Genomic DNA, 15,942 nt, shown 5'->3' on the forward strand with positions numbered 1-15,942 from the left:
CGGCTATCCCAGCCTCGCCCGTGCCTTCGCCGTCCAGGCGTTGAACAGCCGGTCGGCGACGATGCCGATGAAGGCTATTGCCAGGCCAGCCACAATGCCTCGGCCGGAATCGGCCTTGGACAGCGCGATGAACACTTCCTGGCCGAGATCGCGCGTGCCGACCATGGCGCAGATGATGATCATCGCCAGCGCCATCAGGATGGTCTGGTTGACGCCGAGCATGATTTCGGGAAGCGCCAAAGGCAGCTGCACGCGAAAGAAGGTCTGGCGTGGCGTGCAGCCCGAAACCTTGGCCGCCTCAATCAGCGCTGGCGGCACTTGCCTGATGCCGTGATTGGTGTAGCGGATCGCCGGCACCACGGCGAAAGCGATCGTTGCGATCATGGCGGTGACGTCGCCGACGCGGAACAGCATCACCACCGGGATGATGAAGCAGAAGGACGGCAGCACCTGCAGCGTGTCGATGATGGGCGTGACGATCTTTTCGAAGCGGTCGCTGCGCGCCGCCGCGAGCCCGATCGGAATGCCGATCAGACAAGCGATGAAGGCCGAGATGCCGCAGAGATAGACCGTCGCCATGGTCTTTTCCCACAGGCCGGTGATGGCGCAGAAGGCGGTCAGCGCTGCGACGAGGGCGGCTAGACGCAGGCCACCGAGCTGATAGCCGGCAAGGCCGAGCAGCGCCACAGCACCCAGCCACGGAAAGCCTTCGCAAAAGGCGCGCAGCGGGTTGAGCACATTGAGGATCAGCGCCACGCGAAACGCTTCGATCACGTCGAAGAAGTTGATCGTCACCCAGCTCACCGCTGCCTTCCACAAAGGTGCCGTGGTGAAGGTGATCGCCTTCGGTACCGCCGCGAAGGCCGGCACGAACAGGCCGAGCAGGGTGGTGATGGCAAGGATGGCGATGGCCAGCGACAGATTGGGATAGCGCCGCCAAAAACTCTGGTTCGCTTGCTGGTGGACGTGGCCCTTCGCCTGCTTGTGAGCGATGGCCTGGCTCAGCCGGTCGAGCGCGATGGCGAGCGCGACGATGGCGAGGCCGGCTTCCATGGCTTCGCCGACCTTCAGCGCGCGCAGCGCCAGCAGCACGTCATAGCCGAGTCCACCGGCGCCGATCATCGAGGCGATGATGACCATGTTGAGCGCGAGCATGATCACCTGGTTGACGCCGACCATCAGTGTCGGCCGCGCCGAGGGCAGCAGCACCCGCCACAGTTTCTGCCGCGCCGTGCAGCCGGCCATCTCTGAGAAATCGTCGATCTCGGACGGCACCCGCGAAAGGCCCAGCATGGTCGCCCGCACCATTGGCGGTGTGGCGAAGATGGCGGTGGCGATCATCGCCGAGACCGGGCTGTTGCCGAACAGAAGCAGCATCGGGATCAGATAGGCGAAGGTCGGGATCGTCTGCATCAAATCGAGGGCAGGGGAGATGATGAGCCGTTCGGCCCAGGGCTTGCGCCAGGCCCAGATGCCGGCGAACAGGCCGGTGACGATGCAGAACGGCACGGCGATGGAAATCAGCGCCAGCGTCAGCATGGCGCTGGTCCACTGGCCGAACAGCGCGATGTAGAGGAAACAGCCGCCGACCAGCAGGCCGAGCTTGCGACCGCCGGCGGCGTGCCCCGCGATGAAGGCCGCGGCGCAGACGCCGACCCAGGACAGGCGCGGCAGGATATAGGCATCAGCGCCATGGCCGATCTTGAAATTCTTGGCCAGGAGGTTGAGCGCGAAATCGAGGGGAACGCCGAGCACGGCGGTGATCGAGCGGGTCAACCACGAAAGGTTCGACTTGATCCAGCGCATCAGCGCGCTGACCCAGTCGGCGACCGGAACGACCGCCTCGGCCGGATAGTTGACCGCCCAGGGCAGCCTCTCCTGCAGCAGGAACACCGCCAGCACTGCGGCAAGTGCGAGCACCCAGACCGCCAGCCAGCGCTGAACCGGCGGCCTCACTTCGCTGGCGCTTGCCGTCACCGTCATGCGCCGGCCCTGTCCAGGCCGGCCAGCAGCCCGATCACCGCTTGCGGCGTCACCTCGCCGATCGGCCTGCCGGTGCCGTTGACCACCGCGAACGGCTTGCCCGAGGCGACGATGCTGGCCGAGAAGCTGGCGATCTTGGCATCGGGCGAAACCGTGCCGCCATGCTCGGTACCATCGCAGGCGCGCATCAGGCTGCGGGCCGAGATCACCTTGGCGCGGTCGACGTCGCGGGTGAACTCGGCGACATAGTCGGTCGCCGGATTGACCACCAATTGCTCGGGCGTGCCGATCTGGATGACCTCGCCGTCCTTCATGATGGCGATGCGGTCGGCGAGCCTGATCGCCTCGTCGAAATCATGGGTGATGAAGACGATGGTCTTGTGCAGCATGGTCTGCAGCCGCATCAGCTCATCCTGCATCTCGCGGCGGATCAGCGGATCGAGCGCCGAGAACGGTTCATCGAGGAACCAGATCTCCGGCTTGGTCGCCAGGCTGCGGGCAATGCCGACACGCTGCTGCTGGCCGCCTGAAAGCTCGCGCGGATAGAAATGCTCGCGGCCGCGCAGGCCGACCAGGTCGATCACTTCGCGCGCCCGGGCTTCGCGCGTCGGCCGATCCTGGCCCTGGATGCTGAGAGGGAAAGCAATATTGTCGAGCACGTTGAGGTGTGGCAGCAGCGCGAAATTCTGGAACACCATGCCCATGCGATGGCGCCTGAGCTCGATCAGCGCCGCATCGGAAATCTTGAGCAGGTCGTTGCCCTCGAATTCGACCTTGCCATGCGTCGGCTCGACCAGCCTGGACATGCAGCGCACCAGCGTCGACTTGCCGGAGCCGGACAGGCCCATGATGATAAAAATCTCGCCCTGGCGTATCTCGAGATCGACGGCGCGCACCGCGCCGACCAGCCCGGCGGCCGCGATATCGTCTGTGCTGGCCTTGCCGTCGCGCTCGCGAATAAAGTTCGCCGCGTTCGATCCGAACAGCTTCCAGACATTGCGGCAGGCGAGCTTTATCGGCCGCGCATCCTTCGGCGCGCCAACTGCCTGCGGTTCAGTCGCTTCCGTCATCCAATGTTCCCTATGGAAAATGGGGAAACAGACCCGGCCGTTACGGCCGGGTCTGGCTTCCAGTCGGAGTGATTACTGCGCCCAGGCTTTCCAGTCGGCCTCGTGGGCGGCGATCCAGGCGGCGGCGACGTCTTCGGGCGTCTTGCCGCCGAGGTCGATCTCGCCGCTCATCTTGTTGAGCTCATCGGTGTCGATCGTGTAAGCCTTGGCCACCTTGTAGGCGACCGGCCATTTGTCCTTCATGCCGGACCACGAGTATTTCCAGATCTCGCCATGCGGCTTGCCGCAGTCATATTTGGCGTCGGGATTGATGCCCCATTTCGGATCGGTGTAGCACTCGGGCGTGTATTCGGGGAATTGCACCCACTCGCCCTTGTACTTGGCCGGCGCCCAGTGCGGCGAATAGATCCACAGCATGATCGGCGCCTTGCGCTGATAGGCCGAGTCGAGTTCGGCGAACATTGCCGCGTCGGTGCCGGCATGGATGACGGTGAAGGGCAGCTTCAGCGCCTCGACGCGCTCGTCGTCAAAGCCTTCCCAGGTCACCGGCCCGCCGAGATAGCGGCCCTTCGGCGCTGTCTCCGCCGTTGAGAACGCCTCGGCGCATTTCGGGTCCTTCAGCGCTTCCCAATTGGGCAGGCCTGGGCACTTTTCCTTCATGTACTCAGGAAACCACCATTCTTCCTTGGCCTTCGGTCCGAGCTTGCCCAGCCGCTCGGTCTGGCCGGTGGCGTCGGAAGCCTTCATGGCTTCGCCGGCGGTCGTGTCCCAGAATTCCAGGCCGACATCGAGGTCGCCATTGGTCAGGCCGGTGGTCAGGCTGGAGAGGTAGTCGGCGGTCGGGTATTCGACGGTGTAGCCGAGCTTTTCGAGGATGCCGCCAAGGATCTTGGCGTTCAGGTTGACGCTGGTCCAGTCGAACAGCGCGATCTTGATCGGATCGTTGGATTCAGGTGCTGCTGCGTAGGCCGGTGATGTAAGCGCGCTTGCCGCGGCAAGTGCGAAGGCTCCCATTGATAGGTTCGAAATCACACTGCGAAATGACATGCTTGTTCTCCTGTCAAACCATGTGGAAATTCTTAGTCGTTCCCTTCTTGCGTCTTTTCTTGATTGTGTTGGAAAGGCGGGTCGTTACGCAAGCTCGTTCGCACCAAGCCATCGCTGTGGCCAGAGCAATTCCAGGAAAAGTGTGAACGGTTTTCCGTCCGGAATTGCGCAAAACATAAAGAGGCGGCGCGAAATGGTGCTCAATCTGGTGGCGGTATGATGCTGGACGGGCCCGCGTCATGGCATCGCATGGATTGCTGCGCGAGCAATCGTCAACGGATCGATCGCCGCTCCGGCGGCGCTCTGAGACGTGCGAGCCATCAAGGTCCCATGATCTCGGCCGGCGAGCCCCATCCCCACCAAGGCCGTTTCATAGGATGAAATTATATATACCAACGTTCATGCGGCGCAACGGCTGATGCCCCGCGCACTGCGGAATTTCAGACTGGTCGATTGCCAACCGCCAGAGCTGACCTCACGACATGATCAGCCCGCCATCGACATTGATGGTCTGGCCGGTGATGTAGGTGGCGTCGTCGCTGGCGAGGAAGCTGACCAGGCCGGAGACGTCCTCGCCGCTGCCGGCGCGGCCCATCGGGATGTTCTTCACCCATTCGGCCATCAGCTCGCCGGGCTTGTAGTCGCCCATCAGCTTGCCCCATGCCGCGTCGTTATAGGCCCACATGTCGGTGTCGATGATGCCGGGGCAGATCGCGTTGACGGTGATCTTCTCCTTGGCCACTTCCTTGGCCAGGCTCTGGGTGATGCCGACGACGCCGAACTTCGACGCCGCATAATGCGGCGTGTAGATAAAGCCCTGCCGCGCCTGGCCGGACGCCGTGTTGATCAGCCGGCCGCCTTCACCATGCTTGCGGATGCGCGCGATCGCCTCCTGGCAGCACAGGAACACGCCCTTGGTGTTGACCGCCATCACCTTGTCCCATTCGGCTTCGGTCATCGCCTCGATCCGGGCAATGGTGATGACGCCGGCATTCTGCACCGAAATATCGACGCGGCCGAATTCCTTCTCGGCGAGGTCGTAGAGCGCGGCGACCTCGTCCTTCTTGGTCACGTCCATGCGCAGCGACGCCACCTTGGCGCCCGCCGCTTTCAGGCTGGCGGCGACCTCGTCGACGCGCGCATCGATGGCGCTGACCACGACCGCCGCACCTTCCTGGGCAAAGCGCTTCGCCATCGCCGCGCCGATGCCGCCGCTGGCGCCGGTGATGACCGCCGTCTTGCCTTCAAAACGCTTCTGCACTTCTTGTTCTCCTACCAGCAGACAAAGCCGCCATCGACGATCAGGTCGATGCCGGTGACGAAACTCGCGGCGCGGCTGGCTAGGAACACGGTGGGGCCGACCATTTCTTCCGGCGCCGCCATGCGCCCCATCGGCGTATCGCGCTCGAAGATCTTGATCTGTTCGGCGACCTCAGGTCGCTTGTTCATCGGCGTCAGCGTGTAGCCGGGGCTGACGACATTGACGCGCAGGCCGCGATCCGCCCATTCCATGGCGAGGCTCTTCGACATGTGGATGACGGCGGCCTTCGAGGAATTGTAATGCGCCTGCGTCAGGCCGCGATTGACGATCGAGCCGGACATCGAGGCGATGTTGATGATCGAGCCCTTGCGCCGGGCCAGCATGGCGCGCGCCTCGGCCTGGCAGGACAGGAAAACGCCGCTGACATTGACGTCGTAGATCTTCTGCCATGTTTCCAGCGGCAGCGTCTCGGCCGGTTCGGCGCCGGCTATGCCGGCATTGTTGACGGCGATGGTCAGCGCGCCGAGTTCCTTGTCCGTGCGCGCGACCGCCAACGCGAGGTCTTCCTCCGACGTTACCGTGCCGGTCAGCACCAGCGCCTTGCGGCCAAGTGCTGAAATCCTGTGTGCCGTCTCGTCCAGCCCGCCCTTGGAGGTGTGGCCGAAACAGACGACATCGGCGCCAGCTTCGGCCAGACCAATGGCGATCGCCTGGCCGATGCCGCTGCCGGCTCCGGTCACCAGTGCCACGTCTCCGTGAAGATCGAATAGTTTCATTCGTCGGTCCCTCTGCTCCAACCACCGGCCGTCTGAAATGAAGGGGCGCCAGTCCTTGCTGGCGCCCCGCGCGGTCGGTCCTTGGGAGGATATCACCTGCTGCGCTTTGTTCCGATACGTTGTTCTAGCTCGTGGCGAGTTCCATCACCGCGACATTGCTGGCTTCACTGCGGTCGAGAATGCCGCGCTGCCGGCCGCGGCTCAGCACCAGCACGCGATGCGACAGCCCCAGCACTTCCTCGAGGTCCGAACTCACCACCACCACCGCCATGCCGGAACGGGCGAGGTCGGCGATCACGTCGTAGATCGCCGCGCGTGCGCCCACATCGATGCCGCGCGTCGGCTCATCGAGGATGAACACCTTCGGTGGCCGCGACACCCATTTGGCGATGATCACCTTCTGCTGGTTGCCGCCGGAAAGTTTGCTCACCGCCTGGTTCGGCTTGCCCTTCACCCCGAGCCGCGAGATGCCGGCCTCGGCGAATTTCTGTACGGCCGTGGGAAACACCCAGCCGTTCGGCGCCACATGATCGAAATTGCCGAATGCCAAGTTCTCGCCGATGGTCTGGTCCAGCACCACGCCTTGCGCCTTGCGGTCTTCCGGCACCAGCACGACGCCGGCTTTGATCGCCGCCGCCGGTCCGCTGAGATGCACCGGTTTGCCGGCTACCCGCACCGAGCCCGACGAGATCGGATCTGCACCGGCGATCGCCCGCACCAGCTCGGTGCGGCCGGCGCCGATCAGCCCGGCAATACCGAGGATCTCGCCTGCTTTGACCGAGAAGGAGACGTTGTTGAAACTCTTTTCCGGTGAGGACAGATTCTCGACCTCGAGCAGCGTTTCTTCGCGCGGCGCCGACAAATGCGGAAACATCCGCTCGACCGAGCGGCCGACCATCTGCTCCACCACGGTGCGCACGGGAATGTCGGCGCGTTCGTGGCGGGCGACTATCCGTCCGTCGCGCATCACCACCACGCGGTCGGCGATCTGCGCGATCTCGTCCAGCCGATGGCTGATATAGATGAAGGACATGCCATCGGCCTTGAGCTTGCGGATCTGCTGGAACAACAGCTCCGTCTCTTCGCCGCCAAGTGCTGCCGTCGGCTCGTCGAAGATCAGAAGCTCAGCATTCAGCGTCAGTGCCTTGGCGATCTCGACCTGCTGCTGGGCGGCGATGCGCAGCGTGCGCACCTTACGCTCCGGCGAGACGTCGAGGCCGAGCCGCTTCAATTGCGCCGAGGCCTTGGCATTCATCGCCGCACGATCGATGCGGCCGCCGCGCATCGGCAGGCGCCCGACATAGACGTTTTCCGCCACCGACAGGTCCGGCAGCAGCTTCAATTCCTGATGGATCATGCCGACGCCGGCATCGATTGCCGCGGCAGGCGAGGCGGGGGAGTAGTGTTTCCCCCGCCAGATGATGGTGCCGGCGTCGGGTCTGGTCGAGCCGGCGATGATGTTGGACACCGTCGACTTGCCGGCGCCGTTTTCGCCGAGCAGCGCCACGACCTCGCCCGGCCGCACCTCGAAGCTCGCATCGGCCAGGACCTGGACCGGTCCATAGCTCTTGCACAGGCCGTTGACGAAGAGCCCGTTATGCAGGCTTTCGCTGTGGCGAGGGGCAGTGGACATCGTGACGCTCTCTTAAGCGGTGCCGCAGGTTACGGGTGCTTGGCGATGAACTGCTCGACATTGTCCTTGGTGGTCAGCGTCGCGTCCTGCAGATCTTCGGCGGGGACTTTCTCGCCGGCCACCAGCTTGATCGCCGCATCGACGGCGAGCCTGCCCATGCCTTGCGTCTGCTGCGTCGCGGTGACGTCGAATACGCCGTCCTTCAGCGCCTTCAGTGCCGCCACGTCGCCGTCGAAGCCGGCGACCCAGACCTTGTGGCCTGGATTGGCGACCTTGACCGCCTGTGCTGCACCCAGCGCCAGCGCATCGGCCTGGCCGATGACGATCGAGACATCGGGATGCGACTGCAAAAGGTCCTGCGTCAGCTTGAAGCCTTCGTCCTGATGCCAGCCTTCGCTCCACAATTCGCCGACCACCTTGATATCGGGATAGGCCTTGAGCGCTTCGCCGCAGCCCTTCGAGCGGTCGACCTCGGGCGTCGTGCCCTTCTGGCCGTGGATGATGATCAGCTCGCCTTTGCCGCCGGCCTGCTTGGCGATGTAGTCGCACACGGCCTGCGCCGAGGCGACGCTGTTGGTGGCGATGAAGGTGTCGCCGGGCGCGCCGTCGGCGTTGCGGTCGACATTGATCACCGGGATGCCGGCTGCCTTGGCGGTCTTGGTCGGCACGGTGGCGGCGGTGGCGCCGGCTGGAATGTAGATCAGCGCGTCGATGTTCTGCGTGATCAAATCCTGCACCTGGCTGACCTGCGTTGCCGAATCGCCCTTGGCGTCGACAGTGACGATCTCGATGCCCTTCTCCTTGCCGTAGGCTTCGACCGACTGCTTGATCTGGTTGAAGAAGTCGGCCTGCAGGTTGGCCACGGCCAGGCCGAGTTTCTTGGCCTCCTTGGCCGAGGCCATGTCGGTCAGGCCGAGTAGCGGAATGATTGCGGCCGCGGCAAGCAGCAGTGAACGTTTGGTCAGCATGTGTTTCCTCCGTTGATAGTCAAACTGTCCCGCCAGCGCATCGCGCCCCTTGGAACATCCCAGTTTCGGATCGACCGATCCGTCTATCGCCCGGACGCTCCGGGCGAATTCCTCATTGAGCTCGCCGACGCCAGGTGTCGGTGGCGACCGCCAGCGCGATCACCACGCCGATCACCACCTGCTGGATGAAGGGCGAGACACCGAGCAAATTGAGCCCGTTGCGCAGCACGCCGATGATGAGCACGCCGACCGCGGTGCCGCCGATCGAGCCGACACCGCCCGACAGGCTGGCGCCGCCGATCACCACGGCGGCGATCGTGTCGAGCTCATAGCCGAGGCCGGAGCTCGGCTGCACCGAATCCAGCCGCGCCGCGAGCACGATGCCGGCAAGCCCGGCGAGCACGCCGCAGATCGCGTAGACCCAGTTGGTCAGCGACTTCACCGGAATGCCGGAGAGCCGCGCCACCTCGGCGCTGCCGCCGATGGCGTAAAGGCTGCGGCCCGTGGCGCGGTAGTTGAGGAAGATGGCGAAGATGATCGCCAGCACCATCATCAGCCCGACGGTGACCGACAGGAAGCCGAAATGGCGGATGATCGACAGGTTGGTGAACCAGTCGGGGAAGCCGACGATCTGCGAGCCGTCGGTGATCATGTTGGCAAGACCGCGCGCCACCGACATCATCGCCAGCGTGGCGATGAAGGGCGGCAGCCGGGTGACGGTCACCAGCAGGCCGGACACCAGTCCGCACAGGCCGGCGACGACCAGTGCGGCGACGACGCCGGCAGCAAGGCCGAGATTGAGATAATCGGGGTGGGCGACGAAGCCCATCACCATGGCGGCCAGCGCCAGCACGGAGCCGACCGAGAGATCGATGCCGCCGATCAGGATGACCAGCGTCATGCCGATCGCCATGATGCCGAGCACGGTGATCTGGTCGAGCACGTTGAGGATGTTGCGCACGGTGAGGAATGTGTCGGTGGTCAGCGTCAGCGCCAGGCACAAAAGCGCCAGCCCGATCAACGGTCCCATGGTTCCGGCGAACAGCGCCGAAAGCTTCGTGCCCGTCGCGCCCTGCGCGCCGGTCGCGGCTTTCAACTCGCTTGCATCATTGCTCACGGCCACGTCGTCTCCTCCGTCGGCGAAACGGCGATAGCCTGCCGTCCGCTCTTGTTCACCAGGCACCTCCCTGTGAACAATTTATCTTTGATATGCAATTTTGTTCAGCTAAACTGCTCATTAGAAAATTGTCAAGAGCCGTTGCGCCATTCGGCGAAGGTTTGCGCCACCGGGCGGTTTGTCCTAGGGAAGGCCAGGGGGCGGCGCTTGCGGAAAAGATTTCCGAAATCTGCTGCGGGAGGGCACGAGCATGGCGACCGTCGAAAACGAGAAGGCCTCGCGCTTCCCCGATGCCGAGCTGAAGGCCCGCGCCGCCTGGCATTACTATGTCGAGGGACTGACGCAGGAGCGCATCTCCGAGATCCTTGGCGTCGGCCGCATCAAGGTGCACCGCATTCTCTCCGCCGCCCGCGAGGAGGGCATTGTCCAGTTCCGCATTCGCGACAGTGTCGTCGAATGCGTGCAGCTTGAGGAAAGCCTCAAGCAGCGATTTGGGCTCAGCCAGGCCGTCGTGGTGCCGTCGGCGGCCGACCGCAGCAACGCACCGCTGATGATCGGCCACGCCGCAGCCGCCTATCTCGCCGACAACGTCAATGCCGGCGATGTCATTGCGCTGGGCTGGGGCCGGACGCTGAAATTCGCCATCAACGAATTGCCGAGGCGGCCGATTGCCAGAACCACGGTCGTTTCGATGCTCGGCGGCCTCACCCATGCGCAGCCGCTCAACCCGACGGAAAGCGCCTGGGAGTTCGCCGAGAAGATCGGCGCCGAATGTTTTCTTCTGCCGGTGCCGGTCTATGCCGACAGGCCCGAGCAGCGCGACGCCTTCATGAGCCAGCGCAGCGTCCAGGATGTCGTCTTCCGGGCGCGGCGGGCCAACATCGCCGTGCTCAGCGTCGGCTCGTTCTCCACCGACAGCCCGATCGCCAATTACGGTTTCATCAAGCCGAGCGAGCTCGAGGAATTGCAGGCGGCGGGTGCTGTCGGCGACATCCTCTGTCACTTCATCGACGCCGAGGGCCGCCCGGTCGACCATGAGGTCAACCGCCGCGTCTGCGCCTATCCGCTGCAGGAACTGTCGGACATCCCGAACATCATCCTGGTCTCGGGGGGCCAGGAAAAGGTGGCCGTCATGCGCGCCGCGCTGGCCAACACCAAGATCGCTGTGCTGATCACCGACGAGGACGCCGCCAAGGGCCTGCTCAATCGCTGATCCTCGAGCGAGGCCCGGAATAGTGGCAGCGATTTTCCGTCAGGAACCTGAGAAAAAAGTCTTTTCAGAATTCGCAAGCCTTGGGGCGCTTCTCGTAGGACCAGTCCTTCAAGGGCACCGGTTTGAACTTGCCCTTGATCGGCCGGCCGGCCTCCAGGTCCTTGGAGAGGGTGGCCTTGCCGGTGAGATAGTTGATGTCGCAGCCGCCGAGCGTGGTCTCGACGGTCCCGTCGGCTTTCTGCTCGCCCCAGTCCCAGCTGCGGCTGTAGCCGCCGACCAGGAACTTGCCGCGGCGATAAACGACGGTCAGCGTGTCTTCCGTTGATTTGCTGGCGCCGCAGCCGAAGCAGGAGGTGATGACAAGCGATCCCTTGCCCCTGCTTTCGAGCCCTAGAATACGCTCTTCCGTAAGCGCCTTTTTGACGAAGTCAGGCTTGCGCGCAGGATCGAGCTTTCCCTCGCCGGCAGCCAGATAGAGGGACAGATCCGCCGACCCATCGTCGGGATTCGTCGTGATCACCGCCCGATCGATCTGGCCGTCATTGTCCATGTCGAGAGTGATTTCGAAAGGCGGTTCATCTTGCGCGCAAGCCGGCATTGGAACTGCCGCAAGCGCTGCAATCCAGGGCAGGGCGGCAAGGTGAAAGGCAGCCTTCATAGTGCGATGAGTCTAGCATCCGCCGGACAAGACACAAAATAAACAGCCTTGGCATCGAAAGCGCAGGTAACTGCGCTCGGCCTCACGCCTCGCCCAGCCGCGCGTGAATGTCGCGCGTCGCGTGATAAAGATCGCGGTAGATCGCCTTGCGCGCCCGGTAGGCCGGCACCAGCGCCTGATCAGGGTCGACACGTCGGGCCGGCGTCGCCGCCATCGCCTTGGCTGCTTCTTCCGGGGAGGCGAACCAGCCGATCGCCGAAGCGGCCAGAATGGCCGCGCCAAGCGCCGCCGCCTCGTTGACCGGCGACACGAAAAGCGGCCGCTCCAGCACGCTGGCCATGATCCGCATCAGCAGCGCCGAATTGGTGCCGCCGCCGGCGGCAATCATTTCCGCGGGCTTGCCGCCGCTCTCGGCTTCCATGGCGTCGCTGGCGATGGCCTGTTCGAAAGCGATGCCTTCCAGCGTCGCGCGGAACAGATGCCTGGGTTCGTGGTTGAGCGACAGGCCGACGACGGCGCCACGCGCCGCGCCGTCCCAGTAGGGGCTCATCACTCCGGCCCAGTAGGGCATGACCAGCAGCCCGTCGCTACCGGCCGCGACGTCGACGGCAAGCTTCTCCAACTCTGCTGCGGAAGACGCGCCGGTGGTGCGCACGATCCAGTCGACCAGTTGCATGCCCGAGCGCAGCACGGTCTCCAGCATGAAGCCGGAACCGGTCGGCGAGACCAGCGTGCGAAAGGCGTCCGAGGTGGTGACCGTGCCGGAATAGCAGCCGCTGACGACGCCGGAGCCGAGCGATAGGTAGCTTCTGCCGGCACCGTATACGCCCATGCCGAGCCCCATCGCCTGACCATCGCCTGCGCCGGCCACGATTGGCGTGCCGGCCTTCAGCCCAGTCAGCTGCGCAATGCTTTCGGTAAGCCAGCCGCAGATTTCACCTGGGCCGATCAGTGCCGGCAGCTGCCGTGGCTGCAGCCCGGCGGCCGCAATGAGGTCAGGGTGCCATTCGCCTTTTGCGACATCGAGCAATCCGAGGGGATCAGCACTTGCCGTGCTGGTGACAAGGCGTCCGGTCAGCCGGTGGACGAAGAAGCCATGAACATCGACGAGCGCCGCCGCTTTGGCCAGCACTTCCGGCTGGTGCTCGGCCAGCCAGGCGATGGCGTAGAGCGCCGGCGTCGGGTCCGGCGGCTTGCCGCTCCAGTCGCGGATCGCTTCGCGGCCGAGTTCAGACGACAGCCTGGCGACTTGCGGTCGGGCGCGTTCGTCAAGCCAGAGGATCGCGGGGATGAGCGGCTTGCCCTCGCCATCGATCAACGTGAAGCTCTCGCGCTGATGGGCAATGGAAATGGCCACCACGCGCACGGCGCCGACCTTGTCGGCAACCTGCTTCAGTGCGCCTATAAGGGCTGCCCACCAATGTTCGGCGTCCTGCTCGAAATGGCCAGGCTTCGGGTTTGAAAGCGGATAGGTCTCGCGCGCCTGGAACAACTCCGTGCCGTCGCGCGCGAAAGCAATTGCCTTCACGGCCGTCGTCGAGGCGTCGATCCCGATAACGACGTCGTCCATCAGAGGCCCCGAAGGTTCAGGCGGCGTTGGTCACGAACCGTCCGTCCGATTGGTCGAGACGACGGCGAATCTGCGTTATCACCATCGAATCGTCGGGTACACAATTTTCATAGGTAAGGAAGTCGCCGGTCTTGATCGGCTTGACCACCTTGGCGCGTTCGGCAAGCCCGAGCGGCAGCGCACCCTTGGCGCGTGCGTCCTCCCAGGTCATGGCAAAGCCGCGATAGTCCGTCTCGCCGATCATGCCGAGCGATTGCCCGGCGCCGAGGTCGCTCTTGGCCACCGCCACCGCTTCGGCCACCGGATGGTCGAGCGGTTCCATGTCGGCGCGCTTGTAGACAACGGCGCGCGCCGCCGACAGCGGCACTTCCAGGCTGGTCAAGTGGTAGGGGCGGAAGATCGTGAAATAGGGGCCCTTGCCGACCTTGAGGTCGATCATGCGCTCCATGACGCGCGGGTGCCTGGTTTCGATGACGCAGAACACGCCGGGCGCCACGCCCTTGCCGATGGAATAGTCGACCACGCCCTTGCGGTGCAGCACGCCGCCATCCTCGCGCGGGCAAAGCACGCTGGCCAGTTCTTCCAGCGTTGCGGTTGGGCCATGCATGCCAGGCACATCAGGCACCAGCCCGGTGGCGTTGGCGATCGCCACCATCTCGATCGCGGTCTTGGAGCCGTCGACGAACTCGACCAGCATGCGCGCATTCATGTTGCGCTCGGCCGCTTCCTTGGCGTAGTCGGCGGGCATGGCGTCGAACTTCAGCGGGTTGTTCTTGCCCTTGCCGGCGGCGATGATGTTGAAGCCGAGGCTGCGGGCAAAGCCGATGATCTCCAGCGTGCAGGCGGGCTCATCGCCGGCCGCACCGGTATAGACGACGCCGGCCTTGCGCGCCTCTTCCTTCAGGAAGCGGCCGATGGTGATGTCGGCCTCGACGTTGAGCATGACGATGTGCTTGCCGTTCTTCATCACTTCGAGCGCAAACAGCGTGCCGATGTTGGGATTGCCGGTGGCGTCGATGATGACGTCGATGCGGCCGGCGGCGGCCAGCGCATGCAGATCCTCGGTGACCGCGATCTTGCCGGCCTCGATGGCGCGGTCGATGGCCGAGGCATTGGCCGCCTGGACGATGTCGGAGCGGTCATGGCCGGCCAGCAGCGCCGCATCGATCGCCGCTTGCGGCCGCACTTCGGAAATGGCACCGATCCGCATGCCCGGCATCAACGCCACCTGGACGATAATGTCGGTGCCCATCTGCCCGGCGCCGGCCAGGCCGATGGTGATAGGGCCCTGGGCTTCAGCGCGCTGCAGAAGTTCCGCTGCAAATTGCGGATGGGCCATATCGCTTCCTCCAGTCACGACGCGCCGCAGCGTCAAATCATCATTTTGAACATTCCTATTTCTAAATGAACAATATTTCAATCGGCAATTTGACGAAGCGGTGAGATTCAATATCGCGAACGAAGGTGTGCGACAGTGAGAGACCTCTTGATGCTGGAGGGACAGCACCCCCCTCTGTCCTGCCGGACATCTCCCCCGCAAGGGGGGAGATCGGCAGTTCGACGATCCGCTGCAGTCTGCAGCGTCAGAAATTGGCGGATGCTGACGTCACGGCTAATCTCCCCCCTTGCGGGGGAGATGTCCGGCAGGACAGAGGGGGGTGTGAACGATCGCGGCGAGGGTGACTTTCATTTTTCGCCCTCGCGTCCTTTGACCAGCGCCTCAAAAATACCCGTTCGAGGCCGCAGTCGCTTCCTTTGATATTTCCACCCCATCGACCAGAATCTTGTCAACCAGCTCGTGGTGGAAGCACACCAGCCCCTTGATGCGCTCGGCCTCGTGCACCGGTTCGGGATAATACCACACCATGTTCTCGTGCCGCTTGGTGGCCGTGGTCACGTGATAATAGTTGGAGATGCCCTTGTAGGGACAGCGCGAGATGTAGCGGCTGGGCGCGAACATATCGAGCCGTGTATCCGAGATCGGCAAATAGTGGCGCACCGGGTGCCCGGTCTCGAACAGAAATACGCCGCGGCGCGAATCCGCCACCTGCTCGCCGTCGAGAATGACCTGCACCCGCCGCGACGACGGCAGGCAGTCGACCCGGCGGAACGGATCGCGGGCGTGGACGAAAATCTCCTCGTCCTCCTCGAACCAGTGGCCCATCTTGCTCCACACGAACGACATGTAGCCTGCGATCGGCGGGCAGCCCTTGGCCGGATCGAGATAGCGCCAGGCGCCATCCTCGACCAACGTGATGCCGGTGTTGAGCGAGTAGAAGGTGGCGGTGCCCTTGTAGGGGTCCTCCGTCGTCGTCTTCGAGGGCARCAGGAACTCCTCGCGCACATCCTCGATCGGGAAATAATAGACCGGCAGATGATCGGATTCGTAAAACACCAGCGCTCTCGTCGTGTCGGCGACGGTCATCGAACCCACCTGCACCCGCAGCCGTTTCAGCGACGGCATGGTGAAGGCGACGTAGCCGGGCTCGAACTCATACTGGACGATCTGGTCGAGCACCGGGAAATGCGGTCCGCGACCGCGCAGGTGGGGCTTGCGAATGGTGGTCTCCCGTTTCTTGTCTTTCGTGGTCGAACGCTGGTGCATGGCTGAAGCCGGTTTCTTGTTGAGGGCGAAGGTTGACGCGG

The 15,942-nt window shown here is 64.0% G+C and carries 13 protein-coding genes; 1 reads left to right on the forward strand and 12 read right to left on the reverse strand.

Going from position 1 to position 15,942, the window contains the following annotated elements; all coding sequences use genetic code 11:
* Positions 1-3: 3 nt before the first annotated feature.
* The 8 genes from AC1DZ8_RS21605 to AC1DZ8_RS21640 all read right to left on the reverse strand — a co-directional run bounded on the left by AC1DZ8_RS21605 (position 4) and on the right by AC1DZ8_RS21640 (position 9,834).
* Positions 4-1,983 carry an ABC transporter permease gene (locus AC1DZ8_RS21605; protein WP_477302346.1) on the reverse strand — a complete coding sequence of 660 codons (1,980 nt, stop codon included), beginning with the start codon at positions 1,981-1,983 and terminating at the stop codon, positions 4-6.
* Positions 1,980-3,053 carry a quaternary amine ABC transporter ATP-binding protein gene (locus AC1DZ8_RS21610; protein ID WP_477302348.1) on the reverse strand — a complete coding sequence of 358 codons (1,074 nt, stop codon included), beginning with the start codon at positions 3,051-3,053 and terminating at the stop codon, positions 1,980-1,982. The genes AC1DZ8_RS21605 and AC1DZ8_RS21610 overlap by 4 nt, the downstream gene beginning before the upstream one ends.
* 72 nt (positions 3,054-3,125) lie before the next feature.
* The gene (locus tag AC1DZ8_RS21615; protein ID WP_477302350.1) at positions 3,126-4,100 is read right to left on the reverse strand and encodes an ABC transporter substrate-binding protein; all 975 of its coding nucleotides are present in this window, start codon (positions 4,098-4,100) and stop codon (positions 3,126-3,128) included.
* Positions 4,101-4,575: 475 nt separating this feature from the next.
* Entirely contained in the window at positions 4,576-5,361 is a 786-nt protein-coding gene (locus AC1DZ8_RS21620; protein ID WP_477302352.1) for a glucose 1-dehydrogenase, read from the reverse strand.
* A gap of 11 nt (positions 5,362-5,372) precedes the next feature.
* Positions 5,373-6,137: an SDR family oxidoreductase gene (locus tag AC1DZ8_RS21625; RefSeq protein WP_477401612.1), complete on the reverse strand. Its 765-nt coding sequence runs from the start codon at positions 6,135-6,137 to the stop codon at positions 5,373-5,375.
* A gap of 124 nt (positions 6,138-6,261) precedes the next feature.
* Complete coding sequence (locus AC1DZ8_RS21630) at positions 6,262-7,770, reverse strand: sugar ABC transporter ATP-binding protein (protein ID WP_477302356.1); 1,509 nt, start codon at positions 7,768-7,770, stop codon at positions 6,262-6,264.
* A 29-nt stretch (positions 7,771-7,799) separates the two neighbouring features.
* Entirely contained in the window at positions 7,800-8,738 is a 939-nt protein-coding gene (locus AC1DZ8_RS21635; RefSeq protein ID WP_477302358.1) for a substrate-binding domain-containing protein, read from the reverse strand.
* Positions 8,739-8,850: 112 nt separating this feature from the next.
* On the reverse strand, positions 8,851-9,834 hold the full coding sequence (locus AC1DZ8_RS21640; RefSeq protein ID WP_477401633.1) for an ABC transporter permease: 984 nt from the start codon (positions 9,832-9,834) through the stop codon (positions 8,851-8,853).
* A gap of 271 nt (positions 9,835-10,105) precedes the next feature.
* Here AC1DZ8_RS21640 and AC1DZ8_RS21645 point away from each other — a divergent pair, with 271 nt between their 5' ends.
* Positions 10,106-11,068 carry a sugar-binding transcriptional regulator gene (locus AC1DZ8_RS21645; protein WP_477302362.1) on the forward strand — a complete coding sequence of 321 codons (963 nt, stop codon included), beginning with the start codon at positions 10,106-10,108 and terminating at the stop codon, positions 11,066-11,068.
* Positions 11,069-11,132: 64 nt separating this feature from the next.
* On the opposite strand, the gene AC1DZ8_RS21650 is transcribed toward AC1DZ8_RS21645, so the two are convergent.
* From AC1DZ8_RS21650 to AC1DZ8_RS21665, 4 genes are all read right to left on the reverse strand, one after another.
* Entirely contained in the window at positions 11,133-11,618 is a 486-nt protein-coding gene (locus tag AC1DZ8_RS21650; RefSeq protein WP_477302364.1) for a hypothetical protein, read from the reverse strand.
* A 190-nt stretch (positions 11,619-11,808) separates the two neighbouring features.
* Positions 11,809-13,296 (reverse strand): xylulokinase, encoded by a 1,488-nt coding sequence (locus AC1DZ8_RS21655; RefSeq protein ID WP_477302366.1) that lies wholly within the window; start codon positions 13,294-13,296, stop codon positions 11,809-11,811.
* Between the two features lie 16 nt (positions 13,297-13,312).
* Positions 13,313-14,635 (reverse strand): NAD(P)H-dependent oxidoreductase, encoded by a 1,323-nt coding sequence (locus AC1DZ8_RS21660; protein ID WP_477302368.1) that lies wholly within the window; start codon positions 14,633-14,635, stop codon positions 13,313-13,315.
* 381 nt (positions 14,636-15,016) lie between these two features.
* The gene (locus tag AC1DZ8_RS21665) at positions 15,017-15,901 is read right to left on the reverse strand and encodes a DUF427 domain-containing protein (protein WP_477302370.1); all 885 of its coding nucleotides are present in this window, start codon (positions 15,899-15,901) and stop codon (positions 15,017-15,019) included.
* Between the last annotated feature and the right edge of the window lie 41 nt (positions 15,902-15,942).

This window comes from Mesorhizobium sp. P2_F7, assembly GCF_056403695.1.